This window comes from Mammaliicoccus stepanovicii (genome assembly GCF_002902525.1).
Classification (GTDB): Bacteria; Bacillota; Bacilli; order Staphylococcales; family Staphylococcaceae; genus Mammaliicoccus; species Mammaliicoccus stepanovicii.
Window position 1 is genome coordinate 1 of sequence record NZ_PPQZ01000062.1, and the last position, 16,167, is coordinate 16,167.

At 32.0% G+C, this 16,167-nt stretch carries 13 protein-coding genes and 1 riboswitch; of the genes, 3 read left to right on the forward strand and 10 right to left on the reverse strand.

Annotation, left to right across the window (positions count from 1 at the left end):
- Nucleotides 1-113: 113 nt before the first annotated feature.
- Entirely contained in the window at nucleotides 114-995 is an 882-nt protein-coding gene (locus CD111_RS09100; protein WP_095088047.1) for a nuclease-related domain-containing protein, read from the forward strand.
- Nucleotides 996-1,165: 170 nt separating this feature from the next.
- Here the strand turns inward: CD111_RS09100 and lysA are convergent, their stop codons facing one another.
- From lysA to CD111_RS09140, 8 genes are all read right to left on the reverse strand, one after another.
- Nucleotides 1,166-2,431: a diaminopimelate decarboxylase gene (gene lysA / locus CD111_RS09105; protein WP_095088048.1), complete on the reverse strand. Its 1,266-nt coding sequence runs from the start codon at nucleotides 2,429-2,431 to the stop codon at nucleotides 1,166-1,168.
- Nucleotides 2,431-3,501: an alanine racemase gene (gene alr, locus CD111_RS09110; RefSeq protein WP_095088050.1), complete on the reverse strand. Its 1,071-nt coding sequence runs from the start codon at nucleotides 3,499-3,501 to the stop codon at nucleotides 2,431-2,433. Before alr ends, lysA begins: the two co-directional genes overlap by 1 nt.
- Entirely contained in the window at nucleotides 3,501-4,649 is a 1,149-nt protein-coding gene (locus tag CD111_RS09115) for a M20 metallopeptidase family protein (protein ID WP_095088051.1), read from the reverse strand. The genes alr and CD111_RS09115 overlap by 1 nt, the downstream gene beginning before the upstream one ends.
- Nucleotides 4,650-4,721: 72 nt before the next feature.
- Nucleotides 4,722-5,441 carry a 2,3,4,5-tetrahydropyridine-2,6-dicarboxylate N-acetyltransferase gene (gene dapD, locus CD111_RS09120; RefSeq protein ID WP_095088053.1) on the reverse strand — a complete coding sequence of 240 codons (720 nt, stop codon included), beginning with the start codon at nucleotides 5,439-5,441 and terminating at the stop codon, nucleotides 4,722-4,724.
- A 1-nt stretch (nucleotide 5,442) separates the two neighbouring features.
- The gene (gene dapB, locus CD111_RS09125) at nucleotides 5,443-6,180 is read right to left on the reverse strand and encodes a 4-hydroxy-tetrahydrodipicolinate reductase (protein ID WP_095088054.1); all 738 of its coding nucleotides are present in this window, start codon (nucleotides 6,178-6,180) and stop codon (nucleotides 5,443-5,445) included.
- Complete coding sequence (gene dapA / locus CD111_RS09130) at nucleotides 6,177-7,067, reverse strand: 4-hydroxy-tetrahydrodipicolinate synthase (RefSeq protein WP_095088055.1); 891 nt, start codon at nucleotides 7,065-7,067, stop codon at nucleotides 6,177-6,179. The genes dapB and dapA overlap by 4 nt, the downstream gene beginning before the upstream one ends.
- Before the next feature lie 19 nt (nucleotides 7,068-7,086).
- Nucleotides 7,087-8,070 carry an aspartate-semialdehyde dehydrogenase gene (locus tag CD111_RS09135; RefSeq protein WP_095088057.1) on the reverse strand — a complete coding sequence of 328 codons (984 nt, stop codon included), beginning with the start codon at nucleotides 8,068-8,070 and terminating at the stop codon, nucleotides 7,087-7,089.
- Between the two features lie 25 nt (nucleotides 8,071-8,095).
- Nucleotides 8,096-9,298 (reverse strand): aspartate kinase, encoded by a 1,203-nt coding sequence (locus tag CD111_RS09140; RefSeq protein ID WP_095088058.1) that lies wholly within the window; start codon nucleotides 9,296-9,298, stop codon nucleotides 8,096-8,098.
- Nucleotides 9,299-9,385: 87 nt separating this feature from the next.
- Nucleotides 9,386-9,562: riboswitch (Lysine riboswitch) on the reverse strand.
- A gap of 245 nt (nucleotides 9,563-9,807) precedes the next feature.
- On the opposite strand from CD111_RS09140, the gene CD111_RS09145 reads away from it, so the two are divergent.
- Complete coding sequence (locus CD111_RS09145) at nucleotides 9,808-12,855, forward strand: putative mucin/carbohydrate-binding domain-containing protein (RefSeq protein ID WP_158245690.1); 3,048 nt, start codon at nucleotides 9,808-9,810, stop codon at nucleotides 12,853-12,855.
- A gap of 80 nt (nucleotides 12,856-12,935) precedes the next feature.
- Here CD111_RS09145 and CD111_RS09150 read toward each other — a convergent pair whose 3' ends face one another.
- Nucleotides 12,936-14,537 (reverse strand): ABC-F family ATP-binding cassette domain-containing protein, encoded by a 1,602-nt coding sequence (locus CD111_RS09150; RefSeq protein WP_095088061.1) that lies wholly within the window; start codon nucleotides 14,535-14,537, stop codon nucleotides 12,936-12,938.
- Between the two features lie 143 nt (nucleotides 14,538-14,680).
- On the opposite strand from CD111_RS09150, the gene CD111_RS09155 reads away from it, so the two are divergent.
- Complete coding sequence (locus CD111_RS09155) at nucleotides 14,681-15,583, forward strand: CvfB family protein (RefSeq protein ID WP_095088063.1); 903 nt, start codon at nucleotides 14,681-14,683, stop codon at nucleotides 15,581-15,583.
- A gap of 211 nt (nucleotides 15,584-15,794) precedes the next feature.
- Here the strand turns inward: CD111_RS09155 and CD111_RS12765 are convergent.
- Nucleotides 15,795-16,167, reverse strand: a 373-nt coding sequence (locus tag CD111_RS12765; protein WP_477381175.1) for a DeoR/GlpR family DNA-binding transcription regulator, incomplete at its 5' end; no start/stop codon positions are given.

Genomic DNA, 16,167 nt, shown 5'->3' on the forward strand with positions numbered 1-16,167 from the left:
GTTTCTTTCTGTTTGAAGGTAGATATAAATTCTTGCTATATTAAATATTTCTATTTATAAATGAGGAGAATCATATTATAATATTGTTATTAAATATTGAAGGGGATGTATAAATGACAACTCAAAATTATTTAATAGCCATTCAAAATAGATATGAAATAGCACAGTTAAATAGTGAAATGAAACAATTTATAAAAGGACTAGAAGGTGAAGTTTACTTCAAACAACTTTTAAAGAAACAACACAATATACTTTACATTAATAACCTGAATTTGAATTTTAAAAATAGAGTTCAAATTGACTTTTTAGTCATTTCAGATCAAAGTATTTATCATTTTGAAGTAAAGCATTACTCAGGTGATTATTACATAAGAGACAATCAATTTACAAATTCACACGGAAATATATTCTCAACACCATTTCAGCAAATCGAACGAGCAAATCACGAAATTCAACAAATTATGGATCAAAATTATATCAACAGAGAATTAAAATCATTTTTAGTATTCACTCATCCGACATTCACATTAAAATCTCCATTACCTTCAAATATTAACAGTTTAATGCCAACAGAACTGTACAAACTATCAAATATGTTCTCAAATTACAAGCCTCAAGAAAATCGTAAAATTTTCCAAATATTTAAAGAGGCCCATAGTGACTTCTCTCAATTTTATCAAAATATAACCAAGATACCTTTCAATTATATTAATCCTGGACTTAAATGTTATAAATGTCATCAAATTGAATGTATTAAATACGAGGATAATAAAGTTTATACTTATTGTAATCATTGCCAACGGAAATTAGATAGAAAATCATTGTATTTATTTAATTTAAAGGAATTATATTTCTGTAAAGGAGAACAATTTACGGTAACAGAGGGTACTAATTGGTGTAGAGCTAAAAATATATATACCATAAAGCGCGTCTGTGATAAATATTTCAAATATAATGTGGAGAAACCCAGATACTATTATTTAGATAATGTTTAAAAAAGCTAGATTACTAATTCTGACTACTTAGGCCTTCGCTATTTGGCTAGATTACTAATTCTGGCTACTTAGATGTCCGCTATTTGGCTAGATTCATCGCTCTAGTTATACAGACCTCAAGATAATAAAGTGAAAGAATACTTAAATTTGCTAAGTATTCTTTATTTTTTTTATTTAACATCATTCATTATAAGTTGTTTTAATGATTGTCGTTTAATTATTTCTTTCGCTTTACCGTCTTTAACGAATAGGACGGATGGTTTTAACATTTGATTATAATTAGAGCTCATTGAATAATGATAAGCTCCGGTTGAAAGTATTGCGATATAGTCTCCTATTTTTGTTGATTTAGGTAATGCCATATCTCTTCCTATTAAATCGCCTGATTCACATAGTTTACCAGCTATTGTAACATCTTGTGTTTCTTCATCATTTCTATTTACTAATAATGCTTCATATTTAGCATCATATAGGGCTGTTCTAATATGATCACTCATTCCGCCATCTATAGATACATATGTATTCACATTTGGAATTTCTTTAATTGTTCCAACTTTGTATAACGTAATTCCCGCTTCACCAACAATTGAACGACCTGGTTCAATCGAAATTTGAGGTATATCCATTGCGTATTTTTCACTATTAGCTTTAATCGCATTGGTGATGTTTTTTATGCCGTCTTCGATAGGGTAGCTTTTATCTTCATTTGTATACCTTATGCTGAAACCACCGCCTAGATTCAGTATATCTATTTGAATATCGTTCGTCTTTAACCATTCAAAAACAATTTGAATAGTATTAATTGTACCATCTGCCTCGAATATTTGAGAACCGATATGGAAATGGATTCCTTTGAATTCAATTTTATCGGATGATTCTATTGCACGAACACCTTCTAGTGCTGAGCCATGTTTAATAGACAAGCCAAATTTGCTGTCTTCTTGTCCAGTTTGAATGAATTCATGTGTATGTGCTTCAACGCCTGGATTTACTCTTAAAACAGCTTTAATAGGTTTAGGTGCAATTCGGTTAATTCTATTAATTTCATCCAATGAATCAATAACAAAATATTCTACGCCGCTTTCTATTGCATATTCTATTTCATCATCTGTCTTGTTATTCCCATGAAAGTGTATTTTACTTGGATCAAAATCACTTGCTAGAGCTGTGAATAATTCTCCTTCAGATACGACGTCCAATCCCATATCTTCTTCTTCCATTAATTTAAAGAGTTGTATACTACTAAATGCTTTAGATGCGTATGAGATATTATAATTCAATCCACTTTCTTTAAAAGCACTGTGAAATCTTCTACACTGCATTCTTATTTGTTCTTCATCATAAACGATAGTAGGTGTTCCAAAACTAGCTGCTATTGTTTTTAAAGAAACACCACCCATTGTTAATACGCCTTGTTCATTATATTCAACTGTCATCATTTAATCTCCTTTATAAGTGAATGGTGATTTAAAGCACTGATTTGCTCTGAGTTTGCACCAACACCTTTAAATGTAAATTCATCTATTCTTATATCATTACTATATAATGTGACTAAATCACCGCTATTAACAGTATCATCCACTTCTACAAACATATGACTCATCATCAAACCACGGATAGGGTACCTTGTATTATGAATCAAAGCATCATGCTTAGAACGTGTTCTTAATATACCATCTCCATATCCGATATCTACAACAGCTATATTACAGTCTTCTTTTGCAGTAAATTGAAAACTGTAACCACATGTTTCACCCTTTTTTATGGAACGAACTTGTATTACATTAGCTGTAACAGTAAAACTTTGTTCAGTAGTCGAAGGTGCAAGTGTGCTGTATGGTCTAGATCCATATAATATAATACCTAATCGAGCATGTGTATGATGATCAAATATACCATTTTCTCTAACAAAACTTGCACTATTTTGAGCATGAATAAATTTAAATGTATAATCTAACGTCATCATGTAGTTTAAGCAAGTTAGCCAATTATTTTTTTCAATTTCATATTCATTTCCATCAAATTCATCTGCATATCCAAAGTGAGTCCAAATACCTTCAATTATTGCTTGTTTATCTTGTGGAAGGTTATTGTTATGACGGATCACTTCTTCCATTTCATATTGATCTTTAAGTCCAGAACGATGTAATAAATTTTCTAATTCAAGATGAAGTTTAACGCCTTGTATTGACTCAATATGCTCATAATAAAATTTAAGAGAAGGTAGTGTCATCGCAATATTATATTGTTTTAAAGTATTAAATTCTACAGAAGCGTTCATCAAGAATATATTAACATTTTTATTCATTTTTCTAATTCTAATAGCTTCATGTAATGAAGTCGTGCTAAATGAATTAATTCCTGCTAATATAAACGATTCAACCGTAAATTCTAATCCAAAGTGATATGCGTCATTTTTAACAACTGCCATAATAGGTTGATCTGATATCACTTTTTTTACATTGTTTATAAATTTTTGCTTATCTATTGTAATTCGTGCAACCATTAAGTTATCTCTCCTTGATTCAATAATGCCATATAATAATCAGCAACTCTTATTAATACTTCTTCATCAAAATTCAACTTATTAGTATGAAGTCCGTAAATATAATTTTTTTCAATATTTTTAGTTCCAAAAAACACAAAGTAACTTGGTGCTAACGTACGATAAAAACTAAAATCTTCTCCAAATAAATAGGGCTTTTCCAATTCATTTATCTTTAAATTCGTGTTGATTAAAGCTTTTTTTACAGGTTCATACAAGCGATTATCGTTTATAGTAGGGGGATAACCTTCAGCAAATTTAACATTGCACTTTACATCATATAATAGTTGAACGCTTTGTGATATTTTTTGCATCTGTTCTTTAATAATGTTTAAATCATTAGTATCGTAAGTACGTATCGTTCCTTCTAGGTAGCCGTTTTGTGGAACAGTATTGATTGCTTCTCCAACATTAAATTGTCCAATGTGTACAATATTACGATTCAATCCATTTAAATGAAATTGTTGTATTTGACTTACTTGAGTTAGAACATGCATTAATGCTTCAGACGCAGCTCTACCTTCTTCTTTACTCGCAACATGACTAGATAAACCCTCTAAATAAAATCGATATTCTGTTGCACTTGCAGTGATTTCATCGTTTTTAAATGATACTGTCCCAACATCTTCGAAAGGCATAATATGAACACCAAAAATTTGATCTATATTGTATTTATCAAACACGCCGGATTGTATAAGTTTATTAGCTCCCGCTTCTGTTTCTTCAGAAGGTTGATAAATAAATACAACATTATGTGGTAGTGCGTTTTGATCATATAAAGCTTTACATCTTTGTGTAAATAACATGAGTGCTGTTGTGTGTCCATCATGTCCACAAGCATGCATGACATGATCAACTTGACTCTTGTATGGTATATCATTTTCTTCTTGTATTGGTAGCGCATCTATATCAGCTCTGTATGCAATGGTTTTGTTTGAATTTCCTTCTAAATATCCAATAATACCTGTTTCAATAGGGCGTTCATTTGGAATATTCAATTCATTTAAGAATGTTTCAATAAATTGCGTTGTTTCATATTCTTGCATACTTAATTCTGGATGTTGATGCAAATATCTTCTCGTTTGTTTAACAAATTCTATTTCAGACAATTAAATCAGTCCTTTATCTTATTTATAGAAAACGCCAATCTTTATGATTGGCGACTCCAATAAATATATTGTTTAATTATTTAAATTTCGTAATGCTGAAACTATTTCTTTCTTTCCATCTTGTACATCTGCTGATTGTTTAATCACTTTCGCTGGCGTACCAGCAACAACCGCACCTTCAGGAACATCTTTAGTAACAATAGCGCCTGCTGCGACAATTGCACCTTTACCTACACGTACACCTTCTAGAATCACTGCATTTGCTCCAATCAACACATCATCTTCAATTATTACTGGAGATGCACTTGGTGGTTCTATAACGCCAGCTAAAACTGCGCCTGCACCAACGTGGACATTTTTACCTGTAGTTGCACGTCCACCTAGTGTAGCATTCATATCTACCATTGTGCCTTCACCAACTACTGCACCGATATTAATAGTTGCACCCATCATGACAACTGCACCATCTTCAATAGTAGCATGTTCTCTAATAAATGCACCTGGCTCAATTCGAGCGTTTGTATTTGTTAAATCTTTGAGTGGAATAGCTGAATTACGACGATCTTGTTCCACTACAAATTCAGTTATCATACTTTGATTACTTTGATAAAATGCATCCCATTCTTTTGCATCACAAAATATCGTTTTTGAAGATTCACTCCCAAATACTTTGAATGAAGTAGGGAAGTCTACATTTTCAAATTGTCCGTTCACATAGACTTTTAATGGTGTTACTTTCTCTGATTCACTTATATATTGAATAATTTCTTGTGCGCTAAAATCTTTTACCATTTTAATTTCTCTCCTCGTGTAAGTTATTGTATGTGTAATAGCCATTTTCCTTATGAATTAACGTTTCTGCAACATTTATTGCACCGTTAGCAAATATGTCTTTTGATTGTGCACGATGACTTATTTCAATCGTTTCATCATGACCAGCAAAAAGTACTTGATGTTCACCAACGATTGTACCACCTCGTTGCGAGCTAATACCAATTTCATCGGGATTGCGTTTTTCATTCGTTTCATGTCTATTGTACATAGGATATGTTTGGTCTCTCTTTTCTTTAATAGCATCGTATAATTGTACGAGCGTTCCACTAGGGGCATCTACTTTTTTGTTATGATGTTTTTCCAACAATTCAATATCGAAGTCTTCTAATAATGGAACTGCATATTGAATAATTTCTTTTAGGATATGAACTCCATAGCTCATATTCGCACTGAAAAACACTGGTAATTTATATGATTTTTCTTGTAGCTTAGTTATGATTTGTTCTTTTTCACCTGTAGTAGCAATGACTAATGGCATTTGAATGTCTTCGTCAAGTAAAGGTAATAATAATTCAGGATTAGAAAAGTCTATTGCAACATCTGCTTCTGGTGCCACATTAAATGTATCGTAAGCAGGGTAGGGATAATCCTTAGACGGATCTTTCACAATCACGCCTACAATTTCATGATTTCTTTCTTCAGATAGCCTTGCAACACGTGCATTCATAGCGCCATAACCTATTAATAATATTTTCATATTTTAACACCATCTTTAAATGTTTTGAATGAATGCTTTAACATTGTTCTTTCCTGCTCATCAAGCGTTACGAGCGGTAAACGTACTTCGTAATTTCCAAATCCGAGTTCATTTGTTAATAACTTTATAGGAACTGGATTAACATCAACACTTAAACTATCGAGTAGTGTTAATATTTCGGTATTGAGTTTCTCTGCACTAACTAAATCATCGTTTGCAACATCTTCATATAATTGTTGCGTTTCTTTAGGTATGGCATTGGCAACAACTGAAATGAGTCCTTGACCACCTAATTTGTAGTATTCGTACATATTATCATCATTACCACTATAAAGCGCGAAGTCATTAGGTAATTGTGCTTTTAATGTTTTGGCATATTCTAAATCACCAGTTGCATCTTTCAATGCGACAATATGTTTATGTTCACTTAATTTCAGTACTGTTTCTATATCTATATTCATATTCGTTCTTGAAGGTACATTATAAAGAACAACTGGTAATTCAACTTCATCTGCGATAGATGTAAAGTGCGCAATGAGACCACGTTGACTTGTCTTATTATAATACGGTGTAATTAGCATGATTGCATCTGCGCCAAGCTCTTTTGCTTTTAAAGAGGCTTCTAATGACGCTTTAGTATTATTTGTACCAGTACCAGCAATAACTGGTATTCTTCCATTTACTTTCTTTATACCGCGTTCAAGTAACGTATTCTTTTCTTCTGTTGTTAAGGTAGGGTTTTCCCCAGTCGTACCATTAATTACGATATTCTTTATTCCATTTTCAATTAAAAATTCTATATGATTTTCAAATGCTTCGTAGTCTACATCTCCATTAGTAAATGGTGTTGTAATCGCAACGCCTACACCTGTAAATATATGTGACATACTGGACACTCCTCATTTGTTAATTATTTAATTTCATGACTTGTTCTAGTACTTGCACTGCATTTAAACTCGCGCCTTTTAGAAGGTTATCCGCTGTACACCAAATATGGAACGTGTTGTCTAAAGAATCATCTTTTCGAATTCTACCAACGAAAACTTCATCTTTACCAGTTGAATTTATAGCTAATGGATATTCATTATTTTCAACGTTATCCACTAATACTACTCTTTCATCAGCTTTAAATAGTGCTTTCAATTCATCGACAGTTGTTTCTTTATCTAAAGTCACATTAATATGAACACTGTGACTATCTTGAACAGGAACTCTGACACATGTTGCTGTAACATTTAAATTCGGTTGTTCTAATATTTTTCTCGTTTCATCTATCATTTTTTGTTCTTCTTTTGTATAACCATCTTCTAAAAATACATCAATATGTGGTAATACATTGTTATAAATAGGGTGGGGATAATTTGTAGGTGCTTCTCCTTTTTCACCATTAGACAAATCATTTCGTCCTGCTAATCCAGAACCTGAAACAGCTTGATAAGTCGTATATGCAACGCGTTTTAGTCCATATTGATCGAGTAATGTTTTTAATGGTACAACTGATTGAATCGTTGAGCAGTTTGGATTTGCAATAATTTTACGATTTAAAGTTGGTTGATTTACTTCAGGTACAACTAAATCTATTTCATCATGCATTCTCCACTGACTAGAGTTATCAATCACGATAGCACCATGTTGTTCAAACAGTGGGGCGAATTTTTCGCTTGTCGATCCACCAGCACTCATGATGACATAATCAAATTGTCCATCCGTTTTCTCTTCAGTTAACGCTTCAACTATATATGTTTTGCCTTGAAATTGAATTTCTTTCCCAGCAGACCTTGGAGATGAAAACATCACGAGTTCATCAAAGGGAACTTTTTTTCTATCTAAAACTTCTAAAACTTTTTCTCCTACTAAACCAGTAGCACCTACAACAGCTAATTTTGTCATTGTAATATTCACTCCATATTCAAATTTATATATTAAACGCTTCGCTTAATATTCGAACCGCATCTTCACCTAAATCACGATCAACAACAAACGAAATACTGATTTCAGATGTTGTCGTTTGATAAAAATGTACATTGCTATTTATTAATGTACGGAAGGCTTTCGATGCTATACCTGACATATCTCTCATGCCAGTTCCAATTACAGAAAGCTTAGCGTAATGCTCTTTCATTGTATATTTAAGATGTGGATAATCAATGATTAACTGTTCTATGATATCTTCGATTTGTACAACTTCAGAATCTTTAATTGTAAATGAGAGTTGTAATCCGTGTTGATTTTCAATTTGAGATATCATATCAACATTCATTGATTGTGCTTCTAATGAATCAAATAAATTTTGTAATAACACAAAGTTTTGCATTGGATATGTTAACGTAACATGAATCATATGTGTATCTAATGCAACACCTGTAACTGCTTTTTTCTCTAATATCTCTGTTTGTGGCATAATCCATGTTCCTTTCACATTTGATAATGTTCTGCCTAAATATAATGGGATGTTGTGATTTTTAGCTATTTCTACACTTCTCGTTTCTAAAACACCAGCCCCTAAAGCACTCATCTCCATCATTTCTTCATAAGAAACTTCATTTAAGAGTTTTGCTTCAGGATAAATTCTTGGATCCGTGCCATACACACCATCAACATCTGTGTAAATTTCACATGATGACTGTATGCTCGATGCAATAGCAACTGCAGTAGTATCAGAACCACCTCGACCTAAAGTAGTGATTTCTAATAAATCATTTACACCTTGGAAACCAGCAACTACGAGTATGTCATTTGTTTCAAATGCTTTTTCGAAACGTTCTGAATCAATATCAGCAATTTTACTTTTCAAATGTGTTCCGACTGTTTTTATACCGGCTTGATAACCAGTCATCGCTTTAACACGAACACCAATATCATTTAGTACCATAGACAAGTAAGAAATAGTTTGTTGTTCACCAGTCGTTAAAAGCATTGCTAAATGCTCATCTTTCGGTTGAGTAGTTAATGACTCAATGTTTTCCATCAATGTGTCCGTTGTCTTGCCCATAGCGCTTACAACGACTACTAATTTTTCTCCATTATCAATTCGTGATTTTAACATGTATGCTATGTTTTTAATTTTGTTAAAATCTCCGACGGAAGTTCCGCCAAATTTCAATACACTTTGTGCCAAAATAATTCCTCCTATAAATCGGGAGGTCAACGCCGTAATATAAATAAAAAAACAAGTTCGGCATCCGAACTTGTTTTTATTTATATATACAAGTGATGCACTCCATTATTCTAAAGATAATGACAGACAATTAGCTCTTAACCTATACGTCCAACATAATATTTCTGCAAAAACATTACGTTTCGGCATCGCACCCTTTCACTTCCTCTAGATTGCAGTCATATAGAAAAAGTTACTCATGATTGATGCGCCTCATCAAAACATATTCAATTGGTATGCATTCATTATACATAGAATGAATATTGATGTAAACCCCAGTTAATAATTTATTCAAAAGTTTCCGACAATTCTAAAAATACAGTTGTGAGTAAACCTTCGAAATTATATTTATCATAATTTAATTTTGTTTTTCTGTAATTCAAGAAAAATATTAGTGACATTATATGTAAATTATAATAGAATAATAAAAAAATAAATATTATTACTTTAATATGAAAAGGGGTCTATCTTTGAAATTAACAACACCATACATATCTTTAAACAAAAACAAGAAGACAATATTTTTTGGTATATTATTTACTGGATTTTTATCATCGAATGTTGCATTCGCTCAAGATAATACAATCGAGGATTCAAATGAGACAACTCAAAATCAACCTAACATTACAACTAGCCAAAGCAGCAATACTCTGAATAACACTTCTCATATTAACAATACTCAAAGCAATTCACTACAATTAAATCAAGTAAATGATAATAAAGTGACTGCAAGAAGTAGTACTGATCAAGGAGAAACACAAGCATCTTCGATACACACAGTAAACGTTAATACAGTAGAACAAAGCCAATATACAAGTAAAAACGAAACACATAGAGGTGAAAATCACATCCGCCAGAGCTTAGGATTTGCAGTTCCAGCAAATACCAATGTATATTTACGATCAACTGAAATCATCCCCAAAAAATCTATCACTGCCGAATTAGTAACAATTGCCAATAAAGATGATAGACGATTAAATGTGCAGTTAGATCATAACTGGTACCAGTTTAGTGCGCCAAAGGATGCAGGTTTATTTATTCGTACACCACATACACCTGATTTACGTGTCAATCTAGAATATTATTTTGAGAATGATAATAAAATCAAGATGCCACACTATCAATTACATGACGATAAAAAACAATTTGATAAAGAGTGGGGAACATCTCAAGCTCCTTTTGCAATAGCCGAATCAGAACATGTTCAAATGTTCATTCCAGTAATTGATCGAGATTTTGTTGCAAATTTAAATTCGAATACAGATGCTAATATATTTAAATCATTAGATGAAACATTACTTTATTACGAAGATGTGTTAACTAAATATAATAAATGGCTTGGCTTAGATAATTCTCAGCCAGAACATGTAAATAGTAAACAGCAGTATTTCGTACGTGCAGATAAGACGGGGTATGGTGCTGCCTATTACACATATTCATTAGTAGGTACAAATAGCGAACATATTACGCCGTATTTCTATCGTGGATGGCTGATGCTACATGAAATTGGACATGGATATGATGGGATAAATGTTGATCCAGTATTACCTGATGATATGGAATTAGCAGAAGTATGGAATAATATATACGGAAATTTATACGTATCTACAATAGACTCAAGACAATTTGATTGGTTATACAATGGGAATCAAGAGAAATACCAGGAAAATGTGATTAAACAACTAAAGTCTTCACCAGAAAGTATGTCGTTTAATAAGATAGGTTTAAGAGAACGATTAAATATCATGGCTACAATGCTGAGAGGAACAGGCGTTGATGATTTTATATCATATAATCAATATATGAGAGCAAATCATGAATCTGTTCATCACAAATCTATAAATGATAATATAGCGCAATATTGGGGAATCAATAAAAACGTAATACCATATTTAGAATTATTTGGAGTAAAAATTTCAGATTCAACAAAAAATAACATCAACGCTAAGCCGCTTCCTTTTCTTTATCCATTATCTTTATTAACTCATAATACGAATGCTATTAATAAAGTATTAAGTAAACACCATTTAGCAAATAAACATGAATTAGTTACAAATGAAATGATACAAGATAGTGGGGTAGTCGCGCATAATCAAGTTGTATTAGATTTAAATCATCATAAATTACAATATGACCCTAAAGTGTCGTTAATAAGCAATGGAAACATAATTGCTACTAGCAAAGTAATTAATGGTAGAGCTGATTTCAGCAATATACCAGTCGGAATTTATCAAATACTGCCACCTTATACTGAAAATGGTACTTTACCAAACAGTTCATATATTGTATTTAGTGAACTTCAAGAAAACCCTGTAACACTTATATATCCAACATTAAATGTCCAATCTGTTGGATATAAAGAGCATATTACTGGGTTAGGATTAGGAAATAGTGTACATCTTAATTTAGATTATAATCCACAGTTGAAAACTATGTCTATACAAGACAAGCTAGAAAGCCCACATGTATATTTTTCAACAACTTATATGGATGTGAAAGTAGAATCTAAAGATGGACAATTAAAATATGTCAGAACATTAATTGGCAATCAAAATAGACCAAACGAACTTAGAAATCAAGATCTCAAAATAGAGTATGGCGATAAATTAATTATTTATCATGCTGAACCTGATCGATTAAGATTCGATATACCAGAATTGAATACTAAAACTAAACAAACAACATATATCTTTACACAATTTGGACTTATCAAAGAAAATGAAGATACAGCTTATAATCGCTTCAAAAACTATATAAATGAAAATCTAACAAATTATACAACTTTGATGAACAGTCATATAGATCAAAAATATTATAAACAGGTTAGTGATTTATATGTAGCAATGCATATGTTAAATGAGATAGATAGTAAGGCATTACATCAACAATTCAATCAATTATTTAAATATTATCAGTTAGACTCTCTTAATTTAGAGACGAAAGTGCCTGATTATGCGCCTGTTGTAGATGATTTACCTGAATTTGATCCTAGCCAATTGGTTATTACGAAAGTGCCTGATCATGCGCCTGTTGTAGATGATTTACCAGAATTGAATCCTAGCCAATTGGTTATTACGAAAGTGCCTGGTTATGCGCCTGTTGTAGGTGATTTATCTGAGTTTGATCCTAGTCATTTAGTTATTACGAAAGTGCCTAATCATGCGCCTGCTGTAGATGATTTACCAGAATTGAATCCTAGCCAATTGGTTATTACGAAAGTGCCTGGTTATGCGCCTGTTGTAGGTGATTTACCAAAATTGGATCCTGATTTATTGCGTGTTACAAAGAAAATGAATAAAACATCTGATATTAAAGTGGCACCAATATTGAAAGTATCTAAAATAAGTACACATAAAGATATTCAAAACCAAAAAAATATTCATAGAAATGAAAATCAACATTCTACAAAGGTGTTACCACAAACTGGGGAACATCAATCGAAGACTTTCATTTTCATTTCTACCGTTTTATTAGGACTTGGAATGTTCTTATTCAGAACTAAAAAGGTTAAACAATAAATAAAAAGCAGCTAAAATTCTAATTAAATTAAGAATTTTAGCTGCTTTTGTATTTAATCATCATATGTGATTCAAGGTATTTAGTTATAAACACCTTGGTCTTTTAAGTACTCTTCATACGTAATTTCTTTAGAAATTGCGCCATCTTCTTTAATATCAATTACACGATTAGCAATTGTATTAATAAATTCAAAGTCGAATGATGTAAATATCAATGAACCTTTAAAGTTCTTCAATCCATCATTGACTGCAGTAATACTTTCTAAATCTAAATGGTTAGTCGGTTCATCGAGTAATAAAACATTTGAGTTTGATAACATCATTTTACTTAACATACATCTAACTTTTTCTCCACCTGAAAGTACATTTGCTTTCTTCTTAACTTCTTCACCACTAAATAACATACGTCCTAAGAATCCACGTAAGAATGTCTCAGTTTGTTCTTCTGGTGGGGCATACTGTCTTAACCAATCAACTAGGTTTAAGTTAACACCTTCGAAGAATTCTGAATTATCTTTAGGAAGATAAGATTGTGAAGTTGTAACGCCCCATTTTACTGTTCCTTCATCTGGTTCTAATTCACCAGCAAGAATACGAAGTAGGGTAGTTTTTGCTATTTCACTCTCACCAATTAAAACCGCTTTATCATTCGGATTCATCGTAAATGAAACATTGTTTAATACTTTATTACCATCAATTGATTTAGAAACGCCTTGAACTTGTAATAAATCATTACCAATTTCTCTTTCCATTGTAAAGTTAACAAATGGATATCGTCTTGAAGAAGGTTGAATATCATCTAACTCGATTTTATCCAACATTTTTTTACGACTTGTTGCTTGCTTAGATTTAGATGCATTTGCGCTAAATCGAGCGATAAAGTCTTGTAATTCTTTAATGCGTTCTTCTTTTTTCTTATTTTGGTCTTGTGCCATTTGAGAGGCAAGTTGACTAGATTGATACCAGAAATCATAATTTCCGACGAATAATTTAATCTTACCGTAATCTAAGTCGGCAATATGTGTACATACATTATTTAAGAAGTGTCTATCGTGAGATACAACGATAACAGTGTTTTCAAAGTTAATTAGGAAGTCTTCCAACCATGCTATTGCTTTAATATCTAAACCGTTTGTAGGCTCATCAAGTAATAGAACATCTGGATCTCCAAATAAACTTTGGGCTAAAAGTACTTTGACTTTTTGGTTGTTTTCTAATTCTGACATTTGTTTATCATGTAAAGCATCTTTGATTCCTAAGCCAGAAAGTAATACTGATGCATCCGCTTCAGCATTCCAACCATTCATTTCTGCAAATTCGCCTTCTAATTCTGCAGCACGCATACCATCTTCATCAGAGAAGTCTGGTTTCATATAAATTTCATCTTTTTCTTTCATAACTTTCCATAATTTTTCATGGCCTTTTAATACAACGTCGATTACTTTTTCATCTTCATGAGAAAAGTGATCTTGTTTTAATACTGCTAATCGTTCTTCTTTTCCAAGAGATACATGACCAGATTGAGAATCTAATTCTCCAGATAAAACTTTTAAAAACGTTGATTTTCCTGCGCCGTTAGCACCAATAAGTCCATAACAGTTTCCTGGTGTGAACTTAATATTTACATCTTCAAATAGCTTACGATCACCAAATCGTAAACTGACATTCGTAACTTGTAACATTAAATGACTCCTTTTCATTAATACTTCTATCGATGAATTATATCATATTTACAACAAAAATGGGGAAGAGAATGAATCTCGTTTCATGAAGTAAAGATGCGTGTTATAATATAATAACGAATAAGATAAGAATGGAGAATAACATGGCACAAGATAAAGATACGCTTGTAGGTCGCATAGACTTTTTAAAAGTGGATAGACTAGAAGGGTCAACATACCATTTGATTGGACCAAATAGCGAACAAGTCAAAATGAATGCATCAGAAGTCGACGAAGATGATCAATTAGAAATCGGTGAAGATTATAGCTTTTTTGTATATCCAAGTAGATCTGGAGAATTTTTCGCAACACAAAACATGCCTACTATAACGAAAGATCGTTATGATTGGGTTAAAGTATTAAGAGTAGATCAAGATGGTGCTGCAGTAGATGTAGGATTACCTAGAGAAGTCATTATCCCATGGGAAGATTTACCTAAAGTTAAAGAACTTTGGCCACAAAATGGCGATATGATTTTTTGTACATTAAGAATTGATAGTAATAACCAAATGTGGGCAAGATTAGCAACAGAAACAATCGTTGATACAATGTATAAAGCAGCTGAAGAATCAGTATTACATACACACGTTACTGCTAGACCATATAGATTATTAAGAATAGGAACATTCTTATTATCTAATGAAGGGTACAAAATCTTCGTACACGAATCTGAACGTAGACATGAACCAAGACTTGGTCAAGAATTAGATGTTCGCATCATTGGAGTCAAAGAAAATGGTGAATTAAATGGTTCTTTCTTACCACTAGCTCATGAAAGGTTAGACGAAGATGGACAAGTTATATTTGATTTATTAGTTGAATATGATGGAGAATTACCATTCTGGGACAAATCTGATCCTGAAGCAATTAAAGAAGTATTTAATATGAGTAAAGCAAGTTTCAAACGTGCAATCGGTAGACTATACAAACAAAAATTAATCACGATAGAAACTGGAAAAATCACCATAACTAAACAAGGTTGGGCTCAAGTTAAACACGAAGATTAAACGATATCAGGTAGAGACATCACAGATGTTTCTGCCTGATTTTTTGTTGAAACATGGATATGGCGTCCGCTATTTTGCTAGATTTATCAGTCTGGCTACTTAGGTGCACTTTATTTTGCTAGATTCACTAATCTGGCTACTTAGACCAAAAAAATCGTACAATTCCTTTTTATATAAAGAAGTTGTACGATTTACTTATGTTTTGAAACCATTATATTAATTTATTACCATAAATTTCACGTTCATGCTCTGATAGGTCATCATCTGTAATGACAGCGTCTACTTCATTTATATCATAGAAATTATATAAAGCTTGTACACCAAATTTTGAACTATCTGCAGTAATATATTTCTTTTTAGCATTTTCTAAAATGATATGAATTCCTTTTCCTTCTTCTTCATTTGCAGTTGTCAAATTATCACCATGTATACCATTAACACCAACAAATGCTTTTGCAACGTGGAAGTCTTCCATCATTTTATTAGCAAAATGTCCTATAAATGTACCTGTTTTTGCTCTAAATCTACCGCCAACTAATACTATATCAATGTTTGAAACATCTTTATATTGCATTAGTATATCT